The sequence below is a fragment of the Oribacterium sp. KHPX15 genome (assembly GCF_900107835.1).
Taxonomy (GTDB): Bacteria; Bacillota; Clostridia; order Lachnospirales; family Lachnospiraceae; genus Oribacterium.
In genome coordinates this window covers 39,915-64,144 of record NZ_FNRG01000008.1, presented here as the reverse complement: position 1 = coordinate 64,144, position 24,230 = coordinate 39,915, and the positions used below count along the sequence as shown (strand labels likewise).

The window sequence follows — 24,230 nt, the reverse complement described above, 5'->3', positions numbered from 1 at the left end:
TGATGCCGATAAAGATAATGTATAAGTTTGTACACAATTATTCAGTATTTATCGTCGAGCGCACCGTTTGTTAAATGGATGCTCCCCGGCTCTTTCATACTTATACCTTGTCTCTACTGTTTCGTCTTATAGAAATGGGGCTATATGCATCAGAAGACTTTTGTTATTAAGGGCTTAAATGATTTAAATAACCTTACAAAAAACAAGGAAATAAGAAATCTCTTCGCCAATAATTACCATACCTATGCTCAGGTTTACACAACCAGAATTCATAAGGATGACATCGGTGAGATTCTGAATGTCCTTAAGTCCTCTTTTCCGGATATCAAGATAGCCGGTATGTCTTTGTTCGGCGTCGGGGATTTCAACAGTCAGTATACTGCCATACTGAGTTTTATGTTTTTTAAGAGATCCGAAACCCACACTTTTCTTTATGATTTCTCAAAGATTTCTGAAGAAGAAGGTGCCGCTGAGCTTAACAGGAAGCTTAAAAGACTGCCTCATCTTAAGGGTGTTCATCTGTTCCCTGCGGGCAAGAACATTGGCATCTCAAAAATAATTGATGATGTAAGTGATGGTTTTGATGAACTTCCTTTTTTTGGAGCAATGGCAAGCAATCATATTGAGGATTTTTTTCAGGGTGCCCAGCCTTATGTATTTACGGACACCCCTGTTGAATATGGTCTTGTAGCAGTTGCTTACTGCGGAAAAGATCTGAATATAAAAAATGATGCATGTCTCGGGTGGAAACCTTTGGGACGCAGTTTTACTGCCCATGTGAGCAATGACATCGACCTTAAAATCGGTGAAACCTGCCTGGAAAAGCTGGATGATACACCGGTGGCCGAGGTTTATAAATATTATCTGGATGCGGATCTCAATGCCTACAATATGGCTAATATCAATGAATTCCCGCTCATTTTAAAACGAAAGGATGTACCTTTTGTACGTATTCCTTTTTATGCCGGTAAACATGGAGAATTATACTACTATGGTGATATAAAAGAAGGCGAAAAGCTTCAGATTGGTTACGGAAATCCCAAGGAATTGATTGATGAGTCAGAAAAACTCAGCCTGAGGATGCAGGATTTTGTTCCCGAAGCCATGAGTAATTTTGTCTGTGTCAGCAGATATATGCTCCTTAATAACCGATACAAAAAAGAAATTGAATTTTTCACAAGAATGCTCCCCCAGGCCACTCATGCCTTTGGGTCGGGGGAAATATTTAAACAATACGGCGTGGGGGGTCTTCTTGCAGGCTCCATCGTTTCCATATGTTTCCGTGAGGGGCATGTTACGGATTCCACACCAAAAACATATTTCAAACAGAGTACCGAATCGAGGTCCGGAGGTCTGGTGCCGCTTTCGGAAAGGCTTGTTTCCTATCTTGAAAAGACCTCGTATGATCTTAATGAAATGGTTGTGAAGGCAGGCAATGCCAATAAATCAAAGAGCGAGTTTCTGTCAAGAATGTCTCATGAGATAAGGACTCCCATAAATGCCATCATCGGCATGTCAGAGATGATTCTCAGGGAATCCACTGATTTCCAGATTCTTCAATATGCCTCTGGAATCGCCAATTCAGGTGACCATTTACTGAGCCTTGTTAACGATATACTGGATTTCTCAAAGATCGAAGCCGGAAAGATGAATCTTATCCCGGTTGATTTTGATCTCCTGAAGCTGCTTACAGATCTGGTTCAGATCGGACAGCAATACTGTGAGAAGAAAAACCTTAAATTTAATGTTGAGATCAATGAGGATATGCCCTTCATGATCCGTTTTGATGAGATCAGGCTGAAGCAGATTCTCACCAATGTCATATCCAATGCTGTAAAATACACCGAAAAAGGTTCGGTTACCTTTACAATGGATTTCAAAAAAATTGACGAGAACAATGAATATCTGACCATCCATGTTAAGGATACCGGAATAGGTGTAAAACCTGAAGATAAGGACAAACTGTTCCGGGAATTTGAAAGATTTGATGAGAAGAAAAACCGAAGCATACAGGGAACAGGATTAGGTTTGTCCATAGTACAGAGAATTCTGGCTATGGCAGACAGTAAGCTTCAGTTTGTCTCCGAATACGGTGTTGGTTCCGATTTTTACTTCACCATCAAGGTTCCGGTTGTACACTGGGCTACTGTCCGGTCTCATAAGTCTGTATATAAGAGACTTTTACAGGAAAAGCATCTTTATCATGAATCCTTCAGGGCGCCAAAGGCCAGAATCCTGGTTGTGGATGATATAGATGTAAATCGTTTTGTATTTAAGTCTCTCCTGAAAAAGACTGAAGTTGATATAACCGAAGCTTCAAGCGGTGTTCAAGCTGTGGCTTTGTGTAATGATTTTGAATTTGATCTTATATTTATGGATCATCTTATGCCGGATATCGACGGTATAGAAGCTTTTCGCGCCATACGAAAGCTTAAAAAGCCATGGGCAGCAAAGGTACCTGTGATTGCTCTTACCGCCAATGCCATTTCCGGTGCCAGAAACACATATCTGGAAGAAGGTTTTATAGATTATCTTCCAAAACCTATATCACCGGAGCATCTTGAAGCAAAACTTATACAGTACCTGCCAAAGGATAAGGTGGAAATTGTGAAGTCGGATAAGGCAGAATCTGATAAGAATGCTGATTTCCTTAAGGTTAATGCTTCGGCTAAGGATCCGGGTGCCTTCATCACACAGCTGACGGATATCAATCTCATATCAGGTTTGAACTACTGTGGCGATATCCAGACATTAGCAAAAGCGCTTGTGAGTTTTGTTGACGGAATTCCGGGAAATCTTGAAAGACTTAAATCCATAAAAGACAGAAATGCACGTCAGGAATTTACCATGCTGATGCATTCCTTAAAAAGCACCTCCCGAGCCATAGGTGCCACACAGTTAAGCAGATTTGCAGAGGTATTGGAGAAGGCAGGCATAGCCGGTGACGTCGATACCATCATAGAGAACGCTCCTGTCTTTGCGGCAAACCTGAGTGTTATTTATGAAAAACTGAGTCCACTAATGGATTACTTTAAGAAAGATTCTATTCCTGCGGAAGCCGCAGACGCTTTATTAATCAATAAAGATAATCAAAGTGGCAGCATGTCTTCTGCTCCTGTGTCAGGTTCTTCCGCAGATGATAAGAAAGTATTTATAAAAAACAGCTTTGCTGCCGGTCAGTCTACAGGTGCGCCTGCTAATGATCAGAAAGGATTTTCAAAGGGCAGTATACCGTCTGCTGCAGAGATGATTCATTCTGTCGGTGAGCAGAAAGAGGAAAATAATCCGATTGAAAAAATTGGAAAAGTCGAGAAACTGACTTATAATGAAATGGTAGAAGCATTCGAACTTCTAGAACATAAGGCTGAAGAGTATGATCTGGATGCCTGTGAAAAGCTTGTGGATTTCCTTACGGCTCAGTCGGTTTCTCCATATATGAAGAACACTCTTGTAAAAATCAAAGGGGCTCTTGATGATATAGACTGGGATCTGGTACAGCAGCTCGTAAGTAATTTCAATATTAATTACAGTATATTTTAGAAGGACTAACTATGACAGCTGAAGAACAAAAATTAATTCTGTTGGTTGATGATGATATCATGTACCTTAAGATGCTCCATGGTGCATTGATGAAATATTACCGTGTTGCGGTTGCAAAGAACGGGGATCAGGCACTGGCATATCTTAAAAAAAACAAGCCGGATCTGGTACTCCTCGACTATTTCATGCCTGTCAAATCCGGAAGGGAAGTTTTTAAAATCATGCAAAGTGATCCGGCAACCATGGATATTCCGGTTATCTTTCTGACCGGAGCCAATGATTCGGAAAGCGTTATGGAGGTGCTCAAGCTTAAGCCGGCAGGCTATGTGCTGAAGTCCACTTCGCTTAAAGACATTTTTGATACGATATACAATTTCTTCAGAAAGCAAAGTGAGTCGGAAGATGATATATTTGCTTTTTGAAAAAAAGAACCGCCGAAAGGCGGTTCTTCTTTTTAGCTTCTGAGTGAAATTCCGAGTCTCTCAAGACCGTTCAGGATCTTCTTTACTACAGAGTTTATCTCATCGTCTGTAAGGGTGTGATCCTGGGCACGGAGTGTTACTTTATAGGCCATTGACTTGTAGCCTGCAAGAACCTGTGCGCCAACATAGATATCGAAAAGTTCAACTGACTCGCAAAGCTTTCCGGATCTCTGGGTAAGCACGTCTTCTATCTCGCCTGCTGTTACCTTGAGAGGTACAAGCATTGAGAAGTCACGGCTTACTGAAGGGAACTTGGCAAGCGGGGTGAACTTGGTGTCATCATTAACAAGAGGATAAACCTCAGGCATATCAAGAACTGCGATGTATGCTCTGTCACCGATTGAATAGTTCTCAAGCACTGTAGGATGAACCTCTCCCAGGTATCCGATAACCTTGCCATCATAGATGATATTTGCGCGTCGTCCCGGGTGAAGGAATGGCTTCTCACATCCCTGCGCGTCATAGTGGAAACGACCTCTGATTCCAAGCTGGTTAAGGATATTTTCAACATCACCCTTCATATCAAAGAAGTCGTCCTCTCCGATGGAGCCAAGTGTAAGAGTCATGCGCTCGTCAGGAAGCTCGGTGAGAGGTAATGCCTTCGGGATATAAATATTGGCCATCTCATAAAGCTTTGCAACCTTGTTTCTTCTGTTGAAGTTGGTTGAAAGTGAGGTGAGCATTCCGTTCATGCTGGAGGTTCTCATAACAGAGAAGTCCTCACCGAGCGGATTGGAGATCTTGATCTGCTGTCTCTCTGCTGCGTCCTCAGCGAAAAGGAGCTTGTCATAAACCTTCGGAGACTCGAAACTGTACATGAAGGCCTGTGAGTATCCAAGTGCCTGAGCATAATGTCTGACTCTCTCATTGATTGCAAGATCCGGAGCGAGACGGCCTGTTACCTCGGAGCCACCGGGAAGTGAGGTGGGAACATTGGCATAGCCATAGAATCTTGTGATCTCCTCTGCCACGTCGCACATAAGGTGGATGTCCTGACGGAAGGTAGGTGCTGTAACTGTGAGACTGTCTCCGTCTGCACCGATCTCGGTCTTGAGTTCAATGCGCTCAAGGTACTCCTTCATCTCCTGTGCTGTAAGGTTGAAGCCGATGAGATGATTGATCTCGGAAGCTTTGCACTTAACCACTGAAGCCTCGCGCTTTACAGGATAAACATCGATCATTCCGCCGATAACCTCACCTGCATGAAGCTCTTCAATAAGAGCGCAGGCACGGTTGATGGCTGACTCTGCAAGGTTTGGATCGAGACCTTTCTCGAAGTAAGCGGAAGCGTCTGTTCTGTCGCCAACCTTACGGGCACTGAGTCTGATGTTTGTGCCGTCGAAGGTAGCTGCCTCAAATACCATTGTCTTTACATCATCGGTAATTTTTGAGTTCTGACCGCCCATGATTCCGGCGATGCCGATGGCACCCTCCGCGTCACAGATTGTAAGTACAGTGTGGTCAAGCTTTCTCTCCTGCTGATCCAGAGTCTCAAATACCTCTCCGTCCTGAGCACGTTTAACTATGATCTTGTGACCTCTGATCATATCGTAATCGTAGCTGTGCATAGGCTGGCCGTACTCAAGCATTACATAGTTTGTGATATCTACGATGTTGTTGATAGGTCTGATGCCGGCGCTGGCAAGACGGATCTGCATCCACTTTGGAGATGGCTCGATCTTGATGTTCTTAACCATTCTGGCTGTGTATCTCGGGCAGAGATCTGTGTCAATGACTTCGACGCTTAAGTAGTCATTGATATTCTCGCTGTTGCCTGATTTCTCTTCCTTAGGCATTACGAAGGTCTTCTTGAAGGTAGCTGCACCCTCTCTTGCGATTCCGATGACACTGTAGCAGTCAACACGGTTTGAAGTTACCTCATACTCGTGGATAGCGTCATTGAGACCGAGTAATGTAGGAGCATCCTGTCCTACAGGAGTTCCCTCAGGGAAGATGTAAAGGCCTGACTCGGGAGCTTCAGGATAGAACTCTCTGGTTGAGCCCAGCTCTTCGATGGAGCACATCATACCGTAAGACTCGATGCCTCTAAGCTTTCCGGCCTTGATAACTACGCCGTCCTCGGGCATCTCTCCGCCGTCATGTCCTCCGGCAACTTTTCCGCCGTCAAGTACAACGGGAACAACATCGCCAACCTTCTGGTTCTGTGCGCCCGTAACGATCTGAACATTGGCCTCCTGTCCTACGTCTACCTGGCAGATCCAAAGGTGATCTGAGTCCGGGTGCTTCTCCATGGACTTAATCTGGCCGGTTACGATCTTGTCGAGATTTTTATTTAAAATGGTACAGGTCTCAACCTTAGTACCTGTAAGTGTTACTGCGTCTGTCCACTCCTTAGGAGTACAGTCAAGATCAGGAACATACTCCTTGATCCAATTCATTGATGTATTCATTTTGATTCTCCTTTTTTTCTTATCAGAACTGGCTGAGGAAACGTGTGTCGTTCTCGTAGAGAAGTCTCATGTCATCGATCTCGTACTTAAGGAGAGCGATTCTCTCAAGACCTACACCGAAGGCAAAGCCCTGATACTCCTTGGGGTCAATGCCGCACATCTCAAGAACGTGAGGATGAACCATACCGCAGCCGAGAATCTCGATCCAGCCCTCTCCCTTACAGAAACGGCAGCCCTTTGCGCCGCACTTGAAGCAGGAAACATCAACCTCTGCTGATGGCTCTGTAAATGGGAAGTGATGAGGACGGAGTTTTGTTTTGGTATCCGGTCCGAAAAGTTCCTTGGCAAATTTATCAAGTGTCCCCTTAAGATCTGCGAAGGTTACGTGCTTGTCGATAACAAGTCCCTCGATCTGATGGAAGGAAGGTGAATGGGTAGCATCCACTGCATCTGAACGGAAAACACGTCCGGGGCAGATCATACGGATGGGAAGCTTGCCCTGCTCCATAACTCTTGCCTGTACGGATGAGGTCTGGGTACGAAGGAGGATATTGTTATTGATGTAGAAGGTATCCTGCTCGTCTCTTGCGGGATGTCCTGCAGGGATATTGAGCTTTTCGAAGTTGTTCTCGTCATACTCAACTTCAGGTCCTTCAACTACTTCATAACCCATTCCAACGAAGATTTTCTCAACTTCTTCAAGAGCTCTGGTGTTTGGATGAGCATGTCCGTAAGCCATCTTCTTTGCAGGAAGTGTAACGTCGATGGTTTCTGCTGCCATACGTATTTCCTTGGCTTTTTCCTGAAGCTCAGTCATCTGCTGATTGAGTTCTGTTTCGATCTGTTCGCGGATGGCATTGACCATCTGACCGAACTTAGGTCTCTCTTCAGGGCTCAGATCCTTCATTGCCTTAAGCATAGTTGTGATCTCACCTTTTTTTCCGAGATACTTTACACGGATGTCGTTGAGTGCATTGGTATCTTTTGCGTTCTGGATATGCTCCTGCGCGAGCTTTTTAAGCTCTTCCAACTTTGTGTTTTCCATTTGGTCTCTCCTTTGTTTTTTATTCGAGTAGGGAAAAAGAAAAGTCCCCGGGTCTTATTTCTAAGACACAGGGACGAAATGATTCGCGGTACCACCCAGGTTCCTGATGATTTATCATCAGACACTCGATATGCTTAACGCGCATAACACGTTCCGGACTACTGTCAGACTACGCATTCAATGAATAACTCCAAATGCCTCAGTCATTATTTTAGAGACATTTCATTAATCTTACAAAGAAAGCTTAAGTTATAGTTTTCATCCGGACGACTCCGGTGGGAAAATTCATATCAGAATCTCTCAGACCGCTCTCAGCGCCTCACGGTCATTCTCTTGGAGAGGTGGCTCTGTACTACTGTGCACCATCTACGTCTTTTTAATATAAAACTTGTTACATCATATTTCTAAAATGGACAGTTGTCAAGTGGATCAGAGCCGGATGACCGCTGTTAACATGTGAGTTTGACCGCAAACCCAGAATTGTTCAAAATGAGTCAACAATAGCAAGGTAGCTGTATGACTGCTTATCAAGATATATACAAAATGAGTCATCTGATGCTAACTAAAGAATTGACCGCAAATCCAGAATTGTTCAAAATGGGTCAACAATAGCAAGGTAGCTGTATGACTGCATATCAAGATATATACAAAATGAGTCATCTGATGCTATCTAAAGGATTGACCGCAAATCCAGATTTATTCAATATGAGTCAGTCAGCGATATGAGGTTTGCAGAAAATCTATTGCTTCAGGATGATTAACTATTAAATCTATCTCAGAAGTTTTTTTGCCTTCAGGTAATATGCTGTCAGTACTGAGGTTCCTGTTATTATCCAGGAAGCTATATACACCATCATGAGGGAGGTGAAGGTGCCGAAAAGTGGGAAAATAAATAGTACCCACATCACGCGGAAACCGACGCAGCCGAAGACAGTAAGGAAGGTTGGAAGCATTGAGATGCCCATGCCCCTGAGAGCGGATCCGGATACTTCGTAGGAAGCGGCCATCCACTGGAAGATCATTACGTGGGACATACGGGTAAGGGCGAATGCTGCTACCTCAGGGTCTCCGGTGAAGATGGCAATGATACTGTCGTGGAAAATCAGTGAAAGGACATTAATAAGTCCGCAGGATAAGAACGCACTTACGAGGCACATGATAAATATCTTCCTGCATCTGTCCGGCTTCTTCGCACTGTAGTTCTGGCTGATGAAGGTGGTTGCTGCCTGGTTGAAGGCATTAATCCAGAAAAAGCTCATACACTCCATGTTCTGGCTGGCGGTGGAGCCGGCTACTGCGGCTGAACCGAAGCTGTTAATTGAGCTCTGGATGACTGTGTTTGCGATGGCAAATATTACGCCCTGAAGGCCTGCGGGAACTCCTATCTTAAGTACAATGGATAAAACATCTTTCTGAGGCTTTAGTTTGCTGAGCTTTAATCTGAAATCTTCCTCTCCGTTAACGAGGGTTTGCACCACCAGACCCGAAGATATGATGTTGGAGATCACGGTGGCATAGCCGACTCCGGCAACCCCCTGCTTAAAAACGATAACAAAGAGAAGGTTAAGGACGACATTGACCACACCTGCCACTATCAGGGAGTAAAGCGGTGTTTTGCTGTCGCCTTTACTTCTGAGGATCGCTGATCCGAAGTTATAAAGCATGATAAAGGGCATGCCTGCCGAATAGATACGGAGATACTTTATGGCAAGGGGAAGTACGTCCGAGGGCGTGCTGATGGCGGTTAGTATGGGACTTGATAACAGTATGCCCACAAATAAAAGCACTACTCCGCTTCCGCCTGCAAGAAGCATGATGCAGCCTATGGCATCGTTGATCTTTTTTGTTTTGTTTAAGCCGATGAGTCTCGAGATGGCAACATTGGCACCCACGGAAAGACCGATGAAGAGGGAAACAATGAGGCTGATGACGGAGGCATTGGCACCTACTGCCGCCATATCCTGAGAGCTTGCAAAACGTCCAACCACTGCGGTGTCGGCAGTATTGAAGAGCTGCTGTATCATGCTGCTGAGAGCAAGTGGGATGGCGAAAAGCAGGATCTTGTCGAGAAGGGAGCCTTCGAGCATGTTGACGGAGGATTTGGCGGTTTTGGTGGCGGGGTTCATTTTTGTTGTTTCCGGCTTAGATGACATTGTTGATGTATTTGATGGTGTTGTATCTTTTTTAAAACTATTTGTTATGTGACCAAGACCTGCTGTATTTGCACTGTTCATTACTTAAATCCCAATTATTTTAAATTAAAAGGAGGATTTCACGTTCCTCCTTTGCTAAATCACCAGTATGATGATAAGTAACCTTTACATTTATTAGTATCCTATAATAATGCTTTTCTGAATTTCATCAATTGATGAGTCTCACAAATAATATGAATGGTTTAATGCTTATCACAGCATTTTGTTGAAAGCGATTACACAACCTCGCGAGAATAATAAAAATATCCGGCGGACGAGACGGTTAAATGTTTCGTCCGCCGGATAAAGACTAATATATCTAATAATTAGTAACCGGCACATAACGCATTGTACGATTGATGTATTAAAGCGGCTTCTATGGTAATTCATGTGTCAGAAATATAATAAACACTGTACTAAATCCGAAGCTGTTTCCAGTACAGAGGGCCGCCGGTATTATCCCTGGTGTTTTTGGCGGGTATTACGTATTCGAAGTCGGATATTCTGCATAGTATGTTTATACGGTCGAAGCCTGCTTCTTTTATAAGGTCAATGCCTTCCTCGAAGGCTCCGTCCAGGAGTTCTTTTTGGTGCGCGTCTGATGACAGAAGAACTTCTCCTCCTGCTTCTTTTATATATTTAAGAAGCTCAAGAGATGGGTAAGGCTGGTGTTTTCTCTTTCGGTTTACTGCTCCCAGGTTCACTTCAAAGGGTATGCCGTAGGTCACAAGTTTATCTATGGCTTTTCTTGCAGGTGCGAGATATCTCTCATCGCTTTCGTCCAGGAAATGGCCTCCGTCTTCTTTTGAAAGGTCATTGAATCTGGTGATGAGGTCGAGATGTCCTATGAAGGTAGGCTTCAGTCTGTCACATACCATTGACTCAAAGGCGAAATATCTTTCGGACATTTCATAGTAATCACCGTGGAAATACTTTTTGCAATTATCATGGACAGCCTCGGGTGAGCCGTCGACACCGCAGACTTCAGAATCCGGATCTCCTTCTTTGTGAGTGCCATAGGGGGCGGTTTTCTGCCAGAGTTCACTTCCGGGAATCGGGATAAAGTGTGTGGAACCGATGATGTATTCAACTCCTGAGACTGAATCCGGAGTGTAGACATTATCAAGCTCGGCTCCACGGAAGATCCGGATTTTACCTTTATAGAGACTCTGCAGGCGGTTGATTTCTTCTAGATATTTTTCGAAATCCATGGAAACGCCCGGATCCATGTGACCGCTGAAGCCGAGATGAGTGAAGCCTTTTTTGAGGGCTTCCTGAACAACCTCCTCCGGGGAATCGCTGCCGTCACAGAAGGTGGTGTGGGTGTGGTAGTTTGCTTTTATAGTCATAAGACCTCCTTGGCTCAGATTTGAACCATATTTGATATCATATTTCTATCGATATACTTCAGTATCAATCATTTATCTACCATAGAAAACTGTCCAGGTTGATATCACCGGAGAAAACCGCCAAGGTTAATATCACCGGAGAAAACCGCCAAGGTTAATATCACCGGAGAAAACTGTCCAGGTTGATAACTGCCTGTTTACATATCAAGAGGTGCGTCAGATGCAAAAAAGATGCAGTTCTGGGGTACATAAGGGTTTATCTCATCATCACACTGGAGCAAAAAGGTGTAGTTAAAAACTTCTGAAAAAATTTCCATATCCTTTTTAGGCTGTACGGCGCCGTTTCCTTTGAGAGGAATCACAAGGTTTGCAGCATAGATGCCGTCTTCCCTGAGGCAGCTCTTGATGAGGGCAGCGGATTTCCTCAAAAGATCACTGGATTTGTGACCTACGTAGGCGTCATTCAGGATCAGGTCGTATTTCAAAGATTCAGCATTAGCGGAAGCCTTGATCCTGAGGGCAAGGTCGATGAGGTATTTATTGCCGTCTTCCACTATAACCTTCAGGTGCTCACCGTACTTCTCTTCCAGCTCTGTGAGGCCGAAATACTTTCGGGAAATATCGACTATGGTCGGACTGATTTCGATCGCGTCAATATAGCGGTCGGGATACATATCAAGATAATATCGAGGATATGTAAATCCGCCGCCGCCGATCAGCAGTGTCTTCTTTATGTGCTTGTTGATTCTGTAGACCCAGTTAAAGCTTTCCATATAGTCAAAGGGCAGCGCGGTTTCGAGGCCCTCGTCCGTAAAGTTGGCTGACTGCATGGCATCATCAACTAAAAGAAAGCGCATATGATCCCCAAGGTAATAACCTTCGCAGACTTCGATATGTCCGAAATCCGGGTCATCCGTGGAGTAAATTGTTATGCGGTCATCGATGTAATCATCTATATTGAAGTTTTCCATATAGGCTTTCCTGTGTGAGTGTAGCTGCGTTTCAACAGATATCCACTGTGGACGGTTCTCGCCGGAGAGAACCATCCCCGGTGGATATCTGCCTGCTATGTAAAATAAAAAGTGTTTCACTAAAAATAGATTTCTGAAGTATATTCAGAAATCTACTTATAAAATTATAAAATATTCAATTCTCTTTTCCAAGTGCCTGAAGCAGTCTTCTGTAATGCAGGAAAGACGACTGTTCGTTTAGCTCTGTGATTTCATCTAATGTAGCAAACTTGTGGTCTATGGCTTCGGATTGCTCTATAGTTACATCCTTCTCATCAAAAGGAAATACGAAGTGGTATATGTCCACAAAGTAGTTGTCACCCCTCTCGAGGTCTTCATTAATATAGGAAAATACCGGAGTTTTCTGTTCATCCGGACATGCTGAGATATCAAGGCCTGTTTCTTCAATTACCTCACGTTTTACTGTGTCTAATGAAGACTCCCCGGCTTTGGAACCTCCACCCGGGATTTCCCAGGCTCCGGCAGCCCATTTTTTATCCAGAGATCTTTGTGTGATAAGGAGTTTGCCGTCTTCTTCCCTTTCCAGGATCGCCAGGACATACATCATGAACTCACCTTTTTTGAGAGGAGTCTTTCGATCCACTACTCTTCCGGTCTTTTCTTTTTTCTCGTTATATATGTCCATGTATTCGGTTTCTTTGCTCATATATTTTCCTCATCTATAAATGCATGTTTTCCGCCTTTATTACTGACACACAGATGTCGATCCAACCGACTATATGTAAGTTTCATTTGGGAGCTTTAATATCTGACATACATATGTCAATCTAACCGGCTCAATTAAAGTTGTATTTGGAAGCTTTAATATCTGACATACAGATGCAGATATAATCGACACCTTAGAACGGCTTGTTCTCAGGCCAATACTGACACAGTGAGTCATCAAAGCAGCTGTCATTTCCGCGGTGGCATGCAGGACCATCCTTTATAACCTGAACAAGTATGGCGTCTCTGTCGCAGTCTGCCTCCAGGGTAACGATATGCTGGAAGTTTCCGCTGGTGGCGCCCTTCAGCCATAACTCCTGACGTGAACGGGACCAGAAACAGGTGCATCCCTTTTCAAGGCTAATGCTTAAGGACTCTCTGTTCATGTAGGCCAATGTCAGAACGCGCTTTGTTTTGTAGTCCTGAACGATGCAGGGCACCAGACCCTTTTCATCAAATTTAATTTTCTCGATATCAAAATCTTCAATCGCCATAAGCCCCTCACAATCTTACAGAAATACCTTCGTCTCTGAGTGTCTTCTTGAGGTCATCGATCTTTACTTCTCCGAAATGGAAAATGGAAGCCGCAAGACCTGCCGATACATCAGGGATTTCCTTGAAGAGTGTCACAAAATCCTGAATGGAGCCGGCTCCTCCCGAAGCAATGACCGGGACCTTCACAATAGCATTAACAGCTTTGAGCATCTCAAGGTCGAAACCCTGTTTCACGCCGTCGGTATCGATGGAATTGAGAACAACCTCACCTGCTCCGCGCTTTACGCCGTCTTCAATCCATTTAAGAGCATCCATTCCGGTATCCACGCGGCCGCCGTTCAGGAACACATGGAAGCTTCCATCCACACGCTTTGCGTCAACAGACAGAACCACACACTGATTTCCGTATTTTTGAGCCGCCTCATTTATAAGATCGGGATTTTTGATTGCTCCGGAGTTTACAGAAACCTTGTCGGCACCGCACTTCAAAACTCTGTCGAAGTCATCTACTGTATTGATTCCGCCGCCAACTGTCAAAGGGATGAATATCTCGCTGGCCACCTTTGTAAGTATATCAGTGAACAGCTTTCTTCCTTCAAAACTTGCGGTGATATCGTAAAATACCAGCTCATCTGCTCCGCAGTTACTATAATATTTTCCGAGTTCCACAGGGTTATTTACATCCCTGAGACCTTCAAAATTTACACCTTTGACAACGCGCCCGTCTCTGACATCAAGGCACGGAATGATTCGTTTGGTAATCATTACTTCTCCTTAAATGGGGTCAGACCCCATTACAATAATATGAATGATTGTTTAATTCTCTGTAAGGGGGCAGACCCCATTACGGTTTTATTAAGTCACCCGGAATACCACCGGGGACGGTGGATTAACTCTGTGTTTTATTCTTCGGTCAGCATCAGTGCATCTTCAAGCTTGATGGCTCCGTTATACATGGCCTTGCCAAGTATTGCACCGTAGATATCCATAGCCTTCAAAGCTTTAATGTCATCGAGAGTTGAAACTCCGCCGGAGGCAGTGATGTCAATGCCCTGAAGCTTTGAAAGCTTTTCATAAAGCGGAAGATTTGTGCCTTTCATGGCGCCGTCTTTTGAAATGTCTGTGACGATGGCTGTCTTCACGCCCATTTCCCTGAGTTCCTCCAGGAAGTCGAACATGTCCACATCCAGCACCTCAAGCCAGCCTTTAACTGCTACCTTGCCATCCTTTGCGTCCACACCGACAGCGATTTTGTCGCCCCATTTTCCAAGGGTTTCCTTCAGAAATTCTTTATCTGTAACTGCCTTTGTACCAAGGATGACCCTGGATACACCGGCACTGAGATACTTCTCGATAGTCTCAAAGCTTCTGATGCCGCCGCCTATCTCAACCTTGAGACCGGTGTTCTGTGCTATGGATTTTACCACATCAAAATTCGGCGTTGTTCCGTCCTTGGCACCTTCAAGATCCACAAGGTGTAGCCATTTGCCTCCTATTGCTTCGATATCTTTGGCAGTTGCCAGAGGATCCTCGCTATAAACGGTCATCTGTTGGTAGTCGCCTTTCACAAGTCGAACCACCTTTTTGTCGTATAAATCGATTGCCGGAAAAAGCAGCATATATCCTCCTTTTTTACAACTCTGCAAATGCCTTCAATATCTTCATGCCGATCTCACCACTCTTTTCAGGGTGAAATTGAGTGCCATAGACATTACCGTTCTGTACTGCAGCGGTGAGGGGAACTCCGTACTCCGCGGTTGCGATGAGATTTTTGTTGCAATTGAAAGCCGCGTAGCTGTGAACGAAGTAAACGTAGTCCCCTTCCTTGAGCTCTTTAAAGATCGGACTTTCGGCAAATGCCTCTCCCGAAGCTGCGTGAAAGCTTAAAGCATTCCAGCCCATGTGGGGAATGTCAAGGTTTGCAGGAATCACACCTTCTATAGGTCTGACTTCTCCGGGAACCAGTCCCAGACCTTCATGCTCGCCGTATTCAAAGGATTTGTCAAAAAGCATCTGCATGCCGAGGCATATTCCAAGGAATGGTTTTCCGGTAGCCGCCTGTTCCTTTACAAAATCAAAGAGATCTCTGCTTCTGAGCTTCTCAACAGCGTCCTTGAAAGCACCAACACCCGGAAGGATGACTTGATCCGCGGAATCAATGACACTTTTGTCCGAGGTTACAACGGCTTCTTTTCCGATGCTGGCTATTGAGCTTTTCAATGAGAAAAGATTCCCAACACCATAATCTATAATTGCAATCATTATTTCTCCCAATGGGGTCAGACCCCATTACAATATATTTAAAGTTTATTTCAATCCCGGTCTTCTTTACCGAATCGGATGTCCACTGCTCTTGCGTGAGCTGTCAGACCTTCTCGGCGCGCAAACAGTGAGATCTTGTCATAGTCCTTTTCCAGTGCTTCCTTTGTGTAGTAGCTGTACTGCATTTTCTTCACAAAGTCATCCACTGAAAGCGGGCTATAGAAACGGGCTGTTCCGGATGTGGGAAGCGTGTGGTTAGGGCCTGCAAAATAGTCGCCTGTAGGCTCTGCATTGTAGCGTCCCAGGAAAACAGATCCCGCATTCTTTATAAGCGGCAGGTAATCAAAGGGTTGATCCACGCAAACCTCCATGTGCTCAGGAGCGATGCGGTTTGCGGCATCGATTCCTTCTTTAAGGTCTCTTGCAACGATGATCTTTCCGTTGTTCTCGATGGAAGGACGTGCAATATCTTCTCTCGATAACTGCTTGAGCTGAACTTCAAGCTCCTGCTGAACCGCCTTTGCGAGCTCCATTGATTCTGTGATGAGCACGGCAGAAGCATTCTTGTCATGTTCTGCCTGGCTGAGAAGATCTGCGGCTACGAAACGGGGATCTGATTTTCCGTCTGCAAGCACCAGAACCTCCGAAGGTCCAGCAATCATGTCGATTCCCACCTGACCGAAAACCTGCTTCTTGGCTTCTGCTACGAAAGCATTACCCGGGCCCACGATCTTGTCGACTCTCGGTATGGACTCAGTTCCGTATGCCAATGCTGCCACCGCCTGTGCACCACCGATCTTGAAGATTCTTCCAACGCCGGCAACATGAGCTGCCGCAAGGATGTACGGGTTCACAGATCCTTCCTTGTTTGGAGGAGTCACCATGACGATCTCTTCAACTCCCGCGATCTTTGCAGGGATAGAATCCATCAGAACAGTTGAAGGATACGCTGCAGTACCGCCGGGAACATAAAGACCAACCTTCTCAAGAGGGATCACCCTCTGTCCCAGAATAACACCCGGCTTGTCAGCCATGATGAAGCTGTTACGAACCTGCTTCTCATGGAATGCACTTATGTTTTCAGCAGCCTCTTCCAGAACTTTTATAAACTCCGGCTCAACCTGCTTGAGAGCGGCTTCAATCTCCGATTCACTAACCTGGAAATCCGAAAGGTCCACATGATCAAACTTTGAACTGTATTCCTTTAAAGCCTCGTCTCCGTTCTTTCTGACGTTCGCGATGATGTCTTTAACAATATCTTCAACGCTTGAAGTTGGTTCAAACCTGGCAAAGATCTCTTCGTCCTTGATCTTTCCCATTTCAAAAATCTTGATCATTGTGTCTCCTCCCTTTTTTAGTGCTCCAGCTTTATTGTCTGCACCTCTTCGCCGCTCTTCACAATGTTCGAAAGCCCGTCGCGCAGCCTGATGATTTCCTCATGCTTAAACTGATAGCTCACCTTGTTGCACACAAGTCTCGCACTGACCGGCACAACCTCCTGCAGAACCTCCAGATTGTTTTCTCTCAGGGTTCCGCCTGTCTCCACTATGTCAAAGATGACATCGCTGAGACCAAGTAGCGGCGCAATCTCTATGGAACCGTTCAGCTTTATGATGTCAATGTCTCTGCCGATGGACTCATAGTAGGTCCTGGCAACATTAGAAAACTTCGTGGCCACTCTCAGAGTGCGCTCTTCATTGTCGTAAAAGTCCTTGGGCCCGGCCACGCACATCCTGCATTTGCCTATCCCGAGATCCAGAAGTTCATATAAATCCGGATCGTATTCCAGTAGAATGTCTTTGCCGCAGACACCCACGTCAGCCGCGCCACGCTCTACATAGATCGCAACATCCGAAGGCTTAACCCAAAAATATCTCACACCCTTTTCAGGATTTTCAAAAGTGAGCTTTCGGTTTTTCTCAAGGATAGCCGGGCAGTCAAAACCCGCAGCCGCCATCATTGAATAAGTCTTTTCTCCGAGACGGCCCTTTGCCAATGCTATATTAATCATATATCAGCCGCCTCCTTTTCTGCTTCTTTTAATGTAAGAATCTTGCGAGCCCTGATCTTGTGCTCCATGTGGTCCACTTCGTCTGTTCTGACGGTCCGCACCTTGTATTCGGCATGATTGAAGGTCTCGATGACAGCCGCCACCTTTGCAGGCGGGTCTGCTTCTCCGTCATAGGTTATGAGATAATCAACGTCATACCCCGGAATCTTTGTGAGATAGTTTCCGACTGTATCAAGGTCTAATGCGAAGCCGATGGCACCGAAAGATTTCCCCATCTTCTCCGGAAGCTTGTCATATCTTCCGCCTGACAATATGGTAAACGGAATGTCCGCTACAGCTCCCTGGAAAATGATCCCGTTATAGTAGTCCATGGAATTCACAAGTGAGAAATCAAGGTATATGGACTCAAGAACACCGAAGCTTTCAAAAATAGCAGCAAGCTGTGATAAGTGATCTGCCATCCTGGCGGAAATATTGGAAATGGCATACTTCTTGAGTTCTGCCACACCCTCTTTGAAAGGCTTGTAAAGGTCAACCATGCTCTTCAAGGTGTTGGCGCTGGCCTCAGTGATCTTACCCTGCTCCACCAATGCGTCAAAGCCGGCAGCATTCTTCATGGAGAAAAGCTTTAATGCCTCTGCCTGGGCTGTTTCACTAAGACCCATGGTCTCAAACATTTGCCTGAGAAATGCCGCGTCAGAGATACGGATCACAAATCTGTCGGAGATTAGCTGCAGAGACTTAGCCGCAAGGGCTATAACCTCCGCCTCACTGTAGGAGTCAATATTTCCGATACACTCAATTCCGGACTGAAGAATCTCTCTGTAGTGATCGTCCTTCGGGCGATAAACTGTTTCGTTGTAGTAAACCTTCTCCTCGCCCCCGAGATTTGACTTTATGATACTGAGGGTCACGTCGGGCTTAAGGGCCAGGAGTGAACCGTCAAGATCGGTGAAGGTTATGAGCTGGTTTGATTTAAGAAAATCTCTGTTGTCTGCATAGAGATCGTAGGGCTCAAACTTCGTCATCTTAAACTGACGGTAGCCATACTTCTCATATAAGCTGTTTAACTTAGCTGTAATCATTAAGCAAGTACCCCCTTGGTACTGGGAATGTCGGTGCCGAAGCGTTCGTCAGCGGAAACCGCCTCTCGTAATGCTCTGGCAAGTCCTTTGAAGCAGCCTTCCGCAATGTGGTGGCTGTTGAAGCCTGTGATCAGGCGAATGTGCAGCGTGATTCCTGCATTGGCAGCAAAGGCTGTCATGAATTCGGTCACGAGCTGGGTGTCGAAGGTGCCGATCTTTTCTGTTTGAAATGGAATATCTCCATAGAAGCCGCCGCGGCCGCTGATGTCAACAGAAACCAGAACCAGTGCCTCGTCCATGGGAAGGGTCAGGCTTGCGTAGCGCTTGATGCCTTTCTTGTCGCCGAGAGCTTCTTTCAGGGCTTCTCCCAGGGTTATGCCAATGTCTTCGACGCTGTGATGGTCGTCTACCCAGGTGTCTCCTTCGCAGGTGAGGCTCATCTGGATGCCTGAGTGTCTGCTGAAGAGTGTCATCATATGGTCGAAAAAGCCGATGCCGGTTTTGATTTCGGATTCTTTGCCGTCGCCGTCCAGGTCGAGCCATAAATTCACATCTGTCTCATTGGTTACGCGGTTGATTTCTGCTGTTCTCATGATTGCTCCTATAGGTTTATTAAGTCCGTCCGGAAAATGTTCGGATGCGCGCCGGGCCACTCGATTGAAAGTACAGCCTGATTGAAATGTGCGCCCCATCTGCACAAGTGTGTGCATCTGGGTCGTACATTTCAATCAGTCTGTTCTTTCAACTCGCAACCCTTGGCACACATTCCGAACATTTTCCTACGTTGTTGTATATATTTACATGTGTTAATCATTTAGGAATATTGATAGAATCAGTATTCATTTAATATAACTTTAATAGTATCAATTAAAATGTCCATCTCTTCCCTGGAACCGACAGTTATACGGTTGAAGTTGGAGATTTTTGGGTCTGTGAAATGGCGGACAAGGACGCCGCGGTCTTTAAGGGCCCGGTAGAGGGCGCCGCCTTCTATTTTGTCGCTTTCGGCGAAGAGGAAGTTGGTCTGAGATGGTAAAACATTGAAACCAAGCTTCTCGAGTTCTGCTTTGGCGTAAGCCCTGTTTTCTCTTATGGTATTACAGTTCTTTTCGAAATAGGCATTGTCCTTCAGGGCCTCTACTGCGCACTTCATGGAAATGCGGTTTACGTTGTAGGGGTTGTTGGAGTTTCTCAGGGTTTCAAGGTCCTGTATGATGGGGGCGCTTCCTATGGCGAAGCCGACTCTTGCGCCTGCAAGGGATCTTGATTTAGAGAAGGTCTGGACAACCAGGAGGTTTTCGTATTTCGGAACCAGAGCTACTGCGGAGGTGCCTTCTTCTGCGAAATCCACGTAGGCTTCATCAATGATAACTACGTGATCTTTGTTTGCTTCGCAGATTCTGGAAATGTCCTCAAGGCTCATGGCTATTCCGGTCGGAGCATTGGGATTTGCGATGACAATGCTTTTGCCGGATCCTTTGTGGCTGCCGTCAGCATTTTTCTCTCCAAGGAAAGCTTCTACATCAACTGTGAAATCGCTGTTAAGTGGTTTGATATCTGATTCAACCTGATTAAGATTGGCGATTACTATATAGAAGCTGTAAGTTATATCCGGATAAGCGATACCATCTTCACCGAAAGCCATGAATGCATAGTTTAATACTTCATCCGAACCGTTACCTATGAAAACATTGTCTGTTGTCATGGCAAATGTCTCAGCAAGCTGTGCCTTCAGGGGCTTAAGCTCCGGATCTGAATAAAGTCTCAGATCCATTGCTTCGCTTTCGTTTACAGCTTTTATAACTCCCGGTGCCGGTGGAAATGGTGACTCATTTGTATTGAGCTTCACGTACTTTTTGTCCTGTGGCTGCTCTCCCGGTGTGTAGGGTTCCAGTTCTTTATATATCGAGTTAAAAAATACAGACATCTTTATCTCCATTCTGTGTGATGACCACCTGTTGATTATACCGCTTTTTGAAAGTTTTTTCTTCTATAACTATATGGATTCGAAAAAATAATTTGATAAATCAACCGGTGAAACAACTTTATCGCTCTACCAATTTATCACGCTAAAGCGCTATGGAAATAATACAGACTAAACCACCGAATGTCAAGTATATAAGTTTGTTATCCCAGATATACCCTTAAAAACACATAATAATAAAGAGGCCCTTTCGGACCTCTTTAAAAACACGAACTCGTGTAACGTCAAATATACTTTTTAAGACTTATACTTAGCCTGCATTAACATCCCGGCCATCACCTACCAAAGATGCCTGCTCACTCAACTCCTCTGACTCATCATCAAATCCAATCTCAAAATCTGATGAACCCAGAGCGCCTTCAACTAATTTGATAAGCTCAAGAGCTGAACGAAAATATTTAGTCTTGTTGCGGTCAGCCCAAGTAACGCGTCCCTGCCATGTACCATGCTCCTGATCAAGGATCTGGATTACGAATACATTGTCCACCTTACTCGGAGCTTTTTTTCTCTTGTCGTTAGAATTCTCGCTCATGATATCCTCCGTCACACAATCTTACGTTAACAATATACCAAATGAACTATCAAAAAAACTATTAAATCGGAGATAGGATTTGTAATTTTGCGAATAAATTTTAAATATGTTTAAAAATTTTTAAATTTAACAAAAATTTAATATTTTTTCATTTACTCTATTTATATCGATATCCCGTAGCTATCTGTTATTTAAATTTATGTCATTTTATCTTATAATTTATATATATGTATAGACTCAAAATTGATTTTAAAAAACAAGGAGTCAGGCTCCATGAATCTCAAATGTAGACAAATAAGATTTTTATCTTTATTTATCATATTCTTTTGTCTATTGTTCGAAACTTTCTCTACCCTTGTATATGGTTCGGACGATATCGACCGTCAGTATCGTATTCTGTTCATTTCTTCCTATGGTTTCTCCAATGCAGTGGTACCGGATGAGCTCAGTGGATTTGAAGCGGGACTGGAAGAACTAAACTATCAGATTGATTATGAATTCATGGATACAGAGTACTACTATCGCGCTGAAGATATTGACAATTTCAGTGATTATCTTTCTTACAAGATATCTGCCGGTGGAAATTTTGATCTTATCGCCCTGGCGGATGATCAGGCTCTCAGATTCTTAAATAATCATAGACAAACCTTGTTAAAGAATAAACCTGTTGTTTTCTTTGGAGTAAACAACACCACGGAAGCCATGACGACTTCTGATCTTCCCGGAGTCACCGGTATTGCAGAGGTGATAGATATAGAAGGAAATTACAAGCTTATGCAGGAGCTCTTTCCTGACAGAAAAACATTGGTTGCCATAGTTGATGCCACAATATCAGGACAGGGCGATTTTGTGGAATTTATGAAGTTCAAGGATGCTCATCCTGATCTCAAAACAAGAATCATCAATACTTCATACTACACAGCTAATGGTATCAAAGATGTTTTGCACGAACTTGGAGAAGACGATATCATATTATTTCTGGATTTTTCAATCGATGGTGAGTCCAATCTGTATCCCCTTCAGACTGCTGCAAGCTTTATTTCTAAAAATACAACAAATGTACCGATATTCAGGGTGGGCTCTGCCAATATAGAGCATGGCGTGCTTGGCGGTCTGTCCTATTCCTATTATGATGCAGGTCTCATGGCCGGAAGTATGGCGAGAAAAATCCTTCTTGGTGAAGATCCTGATTCCATGCCATTAGTTACAAGCGCAATATCTACTCCATTTTTTGAACAGGGACAGATGGATATCTTCAATCTGAAAAGCAAAGATCTTCCCATTGGTTCAGTTGTTTTGAATGAGCGACAGACATTAACAACATTTTACAGGGATAATTCAACTGTCAGTAATCTTGTGATGCTGACTGCATTGCTTCTGATCATAGTCATAGGACTTCTTCTTGGCAGTAACCGAAGAAGGTACAAACTTATCAGAACAGATTATCTGACCCAACTGCCTAACAGAACATTCATCACCGAGAAAATTGCCAAAGTCGTAGAATCAAAAAAATCTTACGGCATAATCATGATGGACGTGGATCATTTCAAGGGAATAAACGATACAAAAGGACATCAGGTTGGTGATGAAATCCTTGCCGGTGTCGCTGAAAGATTAAAAGAATTTTCAGGAAGAAATATCACATTTGCCAGACTCGGAGGAGATGAATTCTCAGCCATAATCTCAAAAACTGACAAAGAAAAAGTCATCCGCATCTGCGAAAAAATAGTCAGCAGAATGCAGGATGACTTTGAGACCAGTATAGGTACGATCAAAATAACAGTGAGCCTTGGATGTGCACTTTATCCTGAAGATGTGGATGATATAAATGAAGTCATGGAATATGCAGACAAGGCCCTATATGTCACTAAGGAACATGGACGAAATGGTTTCCATCTATTCTCCAAGAACGATATTTCCGTTTGAATCATAGGTATAATAGCCGGTATCAAAGAGTTCTTTTTTAATATTGCTACTATCCAAAGCCTTGGGGATAAGCAGATATGATTTCACATTTTTTCTTCCGTTGTTGTAGCTTGTGGTATCATATCTGCATTCAAAATCCCAACCGCTCTCTTCTATCAGCTTCTCATCCGAAAAACCTCCTTCCAGAACAGCCCTTGTCAGATCAACTGTCACTATGGCTTCGTTTTCCAGAGCCTTAAATACGGTCATACTCTGATTCCCGGACAGTATATTATAAACATTCTTCACGTCGGCGTCCTGTCCTGTAACAATCACTTTATTGTCCTGAGAGTAGTCACTTTTTATAGCATTAACAACTCCTAAGGCAGTGGAGTCATTGGCACATACTACTGCATCGAGCCTGTTATGCTTATAATATGAATTCAAAATGATCTGCATACGCTGCTGTGCAATCTCAGTAGACCAGGTTCCTGTAGCTGTCACATAGAAATCCTTCTGTCTGGAGACTATATTAAGCTTACCTTCCTCGAAATAAGGAGCCAGAGTATCCATCTCTCCATTATAAAAATAACGTGCATTATTATCTACAGGATCTCCTGTCACAATCTCTATATTCCTGGTTTCATCAGAAGCATCAAGCTCAAGTGCGTCTATAATATATTTTGCCTGAAGCTCCCCTACAATGTAATTGTCGAAAGATACATAGTAATCAACCACATCCGTATCCATGAGAAGTCTGTCATAGGCAATTACTTTGACGCCTGCCTGAGATGCCTCATCCAGCACTGAAGAAAGAGTTCCTCCGTCTATGGCAGATACCACAACGAGGTCCACCCCTTCATCTATCATATTCCGAAGTTCACTGATCTGCTTGTCTATCAGATTATCAGCAAAGGAAAGTATAACCTCATAACCGTATTTTTCAAATTCCGATTTCAGGAAGGCTCCGTCCCGGTTCCACCTCTCAAGCTGCTGATCGGGCATGCTGATACCTACTATTATCCGACCGTCATCAGCTCTGTTCACAAGGCTTGACGACACAGCAGAGACTGCCTCCTTATCAGCAGATGTCTCATTTGTTGAAGCTTTGCCGCACCCTGTTATCAAAAGAGTAAACCACATTAAGCTGAGAAAAATAAAATTTATATTTTTCATGAAATAATTATTACCTCACTCAATC

At 44.2% G+C, this 24,230-nt stretch carries 20 protein-coding genes; 3 read left to right on the top strand and 17 right to left on the bottom strand.

All coding sequences use genetic code 11. The features are described from left to right. Positions 1-144: 144 nt before the first annotated feature. Positions 145-3,540, top strand: a complete 3,396-nt coding sequence (locus BLV86_RS06980; protein ID WP_090815887.1) for an ATP-binding protein — start codon at positions 145-147, stop codon at positions 3,538-3,540. A gap of 11 nt (positions 3,541-3,551) precedes the next feature. Next, positions 3,552-3,962: a response regulator gene (locus BLV86_RS06975; RefSeq protein ID WP_049962451.1), complete on the top strand. Its 411-nt coding sequence runs from the start codon at positions 3,552-3,554 to the stop codon at positions 3,960-3,962. A 32-nt stretch (positions 3,963-3,994) separates the two neighbouring features. On the opposite strand, the gene pheT is transcribed toward BLV86_RS06975, so the two are convergent. From pheT to BLV86_RS18245, 16 genes are all read right to left on the bottom strand, one after another. Further along, positions 3,995-6,433: a phenylalanine--tRNA ligase subunit beta gene (gene pheT / locus BLV86_RS06970; protein WP_090815885.1), complete on the bottom strand. Its 2,439-nt coding sequence runs from the start codon at positions 6,431-6,433 to the stop codon at positions 3,995-3,997. 22 nt (positions 6,434-6,455) lie between these two features. Continuing rightward, positions 6,456-7,478, bottom strand: coding sequence for a phenylalanine--tRNA ligase subunit alpha (pheS, locus tag BLV86_RS06965; RefSeq protein ID WP_090815883.1), 1,023 nt, complete (start codon positions 7,476-7,478; stop codon positions 6,456-6,458). Between the two features lie 770 nt (positions 7,479-8,248). Continuing rightward, positions 8,249-9,712: an MATE family efflux transporter gene (locus tag BLV86_RS06960; RefSeq protein WP_242873257.1), complete on the bottom strand. Its 1,464-nt coding sequence runs from the start codon at positions 9,710-9,712 to the stop codon at positions 8,249-8,251. 374 nt (positions 9,713-10,086) lie between these two features. Continuing rightward, positions 10,087-11,019 (bottom strand): histidinol-phosphatase, encoded by a 933-nt coding sequence (locus BLV86_RS06955; protein WP_090815881.1) that lies wholly within the window; start codon positions 11,017-11,019, stop codon positions 10,087-10,089. A gap of 197 nt (positions 11,020-11,216) precedes the next feature. Then, entirely contained in the window at positions 11,217-11,990 is a 774-nt protein-coding gene (locus BLV86_RS06950) for a spermidine synthase (RefSeq protein WP_175456466.1), read from the bottom strand. A gap of 175 nt (positions 11,991-12,165) precedes the next feature. Further along, a complete protein-coding gene (locus BLV86_RS06945) occupies positions 12,166-12,696 on the bottom strand; it encodes an NUDIX hydrolase (RefSeq protein ID WP_090815877.1) in 531 nt (176 codons plus the stop codon). A 193-nt stretch (positions 12,697-12,889) separates the two neighbouring features. After that, positions 12,890-13,249: a phosphoribosyl-AMP cyclohydrolase gene (hisI, locus tag BLV86_RS06940; RefSeq protein ID WP_090815875.1), complete on the bottom strand. Its 360-nt coding sequence runs from the start codon at positions 13,247-13,249 to the stop codon at positions 12,890-12,892. A gap of 7 nt (positions 13,250-13,256) precedes the next feature. Next, positions 13,257-14,015, bottom strand: coding sequence for an imidazole glycerol phosphate synthase subunit HisF (gene hisF / locus BLV86_RS06935; RefSeq protein ID WP_090815873.1), 759 nt, complete (start codon positions 14,013-14,015; stop codon positions 13,257-13,259). A 137-nt stretch (positions 14,016-14,152) separates the two neighbouring features. Continuing rightward, entirely contained in the window at positions 14,153-14,869 is a 717-nt protein-coding gene (gene hisA, locus BLV86_RS06930) for a 1-(5-phosphoribosyl)-5-[(5-phosphoribosylamino)methylideneamino]imidazole-4-carboxamide isomerase (RefSeq protein WP_031554005.1), read from the bottom strand. 13 nt (positions 14,870-14,882) lie between these two features. Then, on the bottom strand, positions 14,883-15,512 hold the full coding sequence (gene hisH, locus BLV86_RS06925) for an imidazole glycerol phosphate synthase subunit HisH (protein ID WP_090815872.1): 630 nt from the start codon (positions 15,510-15,512) through the stop codon (positions 14,883-14,885). 50 nt (positions 15,513-15,562) lie between these two features. Continuing rightward, the gene (gene hisD / locus BLV86_RS06920) at positions 15,563-16,849 is read right to left on the bottom strand and encodes a histidinol dehydrogenase (protein ID WP_031554011.1); all 1,287 of its coding nucleotides are present in this window, start codon (positions 16,847-16,849) and stop codon (positions 15,563-15,565) included. A 17-nt stretch (positions 16,850-16,866) separates the two neighbouring features. Then, entirely contained in the window at positions 16,867-17,523 is a 657-nt protein-coding gene (gene hisG / locus BLV86_RS06915; protein WP_090815870.1) for an ATP phosphoribosyltransferase, read from the bottom strand. Continuing rightward, on the bottom strand, positions 17,520-18,608 hold the full coding sequence (locus BLV86_RS06910; protein WP_090815868.1) for an ATP phosphoribosyltransferase regulatory subunit: 1,089 nt from the start codon (positions 18,606-18,608) through the stop codon (positions 17,520-17,522). The genes hisG and BLV86_RS06910 overlap by 4 nt, the downstream gene beginning before the upstream one ends. Beyond that, positions 18,608-19,261 carry an imidazoleglycerol-phosphate dehydratase HisB gene (gene hisB, locus BLV86_RS06905; RefSeq protein WP_330386204.1) on the bottom strand — a complete coding sequence of 218 codons (654 nt, stop codon included), beginning with the start codon at positions 19,259-19,261 and terminating at the stop codon, positions 18,608-18,610. The genes BLV86_RS06910 and hisB overlap by 1 nt, the downstream gene beginning before the upstream one ends. Before the next feature lie 179 nt (positions 19,262-19,440). After that, on the bottom strand, positions 19,441-20,535 hold the full coding sequence (gene hisC, locus BLV86_RS06900; protein WP_090815864.1) for a histidinol-phosphate transaminase: 1,095 nt from the start codon (positions 20,533-20,535) through the stop codon (positions 19,441-19,443). Positions 20,536-20,842: 307 nt separating this feature from the next. Continuing rightward, positions 20,843-21,124 carry a hypothetical protein gene (locus BLV86_RS18245; RefSeq protein WP_044917040.1) on the bottom strand — a complete coding sequence of 94 codons (282 nt, stop codon included), beginning with the start codon at positions 21,122-21,124 and terminating at the stop codon, positions 20,843-20,845. A gap of 273 nt (positions 21,125-21,397) precedes the next feature. Between BLV86_RS18245 and BLV86_RS06890 the strand changes: the two genes are divergently transcribed. Beyond that, positions 21,398-23,050: an ABC transporter substrate binding protein gene (locus BLV86_RS06890; RefSeq protein ID WP_090815862.1), complete on the top strand. Its 1,653-nt coding sequence runs from the start codon at positions 21,398-21,400 to the stop codon at positions 23,048-23,050. On the opposite strand, the gene BLV86_RS06885 is transcribed toward BLV86_RS06890, so the two are convergent. Further along, a complete protein-coding gene (locus tag BLV86_RS06885; protein ID WP_242873256.1) occupies positions 23,021-24,205 on the bottom strand; it encodes a substrate-binding domain-containing protein in 1,185 nt (394 codons plus the stop codon). The two genes, BLV86_RS06890 and BLV86_RS06885, sit on opposite strands and share 30 nt — an antisense overlap. Positions 24,206-24,230 lie beyond the last annotated feature (25 nt).

Excerpts from the sequence above, each read along its gene's own strand:
- BLV86_RS18245 (WP_044917040.1), bottom strand. The coding sequence starts at position 21,124 with ATGAGCGAGAATTCTAACGACAAGAGAAAAAAAGCTCCGAGTAAGGTG.
- BLV86_RS06960 (WP_242873257.1), bottom strand. The coding sequence starts at position 9,712 with ATGAACAGTGCAAATACAGCAGGTCTTGGTCACATAACAAATAGTTTT.
- hisG (WP_090815870.1), bottom strand. The coding sequence starts at position 17,523 with ATGATTAATATAGCATTGGCAAAGGGCCGTCTCGGAGAAAAGACTTAT.
- hisH (WP_090815872.1), bottom strand. The coding sequence starts at position 15,512 with ATGATTGCAATTATAGATTATGGTGTTGGGAATCTTTTCTCATTGAAA.
- BLV86_RS06945 (WP_090815877.1), bottom strand. The coding sequence starts at position 12,696 with ATGAGCAAAGAAACCGAATACATGGACATATATAACGAGAAAAAAGAA.
- hisD (WP_031554011.1), bottom strand. The coding sequence starts at position 16,849 with ATGATCAAGATTTTTGAAATGGGAAAGATCAAGGACGAAGAGATCTTT.
- BLV86_RS06980 (WP_090815887.1), top strand. The coding sequence starts at position 145 with ATGCATCAGAAGACTTTTGTTATTAAGGGCTTAAATGATTTAAATAAC.
- BLV86_RS06890 (WP_090815862.1), top strand. The coding sequence starts at position 21,398 with ATGAATCTCAAATGTAGACAAATAAGATTTTTATCTTTATTTATCATA.
- hisC (WP_090815864.1), bottom strand. The coding sequence starts at position 20,535 with ATGTCTGTATTTTTTAACTCGATATATAAAGAACTGGAACCCTACACA.
- hisA (WP_031554005.1), bottom strand. The coding sequence starts at position 14,869 with ATGCTGCTTTTTCCGGCAATCGATTTATACGACAAAAAGGTGGTTCGA.
- BLV86_RS06885 (WP_242873256.1), bottom strand. The coding sequence starts at position 24,205 with ATGAAAAATATAAATTTTATTTTTCTCAGCTTAATGTGGTTTACTCTT.
- BLV86_RS06950 (WP_175456466.1), bottom strand. The coding sequence starts at position 11,990 with ATGGAAAACTTCAATATAGATGATTACATCGATGACCGCATAACAATT.
- BLV86_RS06975 (WP_049962451.1), top strand. The coding sequence starts at position 3,552 with ATGACAGCTGAAGAACAAAAATTAATTCTGTTGGTTGATGATGATATC.
- hisF (WP_090815873.1), bottom strand. The coding sequence starts at position 14,015 with ATGATTACCAAACGAATCATTCCGTGCCTTGATGTCAGAGACGGGCGC.
- pheT (WP_090815885.1), bottom strand. The coding sequence starts at position 6,433 with ATGAATACATCAATGAATTGGATCAAGGAGTATGTTCCTGATCTTGAC.
- hisI (WP_090815875.1), bottom strand. The coding sequence starts at position 13,249 with ATGGCGATTGAAGATTTTGATATCGAGAAAATTAAATTTGATGAAAAG.
- BLV86_RS06955 (WP_090815881.1), bottom strand. The coding sequence starts at position 11,019 with ATGACTATAAAAGCAAACTACCACACCCACACCACCTTCTGTGACGGC.
- pheS (WP_090815883.1), bottom strand. The coding sequence starts at position 7,478 with ATGGAAAACACAAAGTTGGAAGAGCTTAAAAAGCTCGCGCAGGAGCAT.
- BLV86_RS06910 (WP_090815868.1), bottom strand. The coding sequence starts at position 18,608 with ATGATTACAGCTAAGTTAAACAGCTTATATGAGAAGTATGGCTACCGT.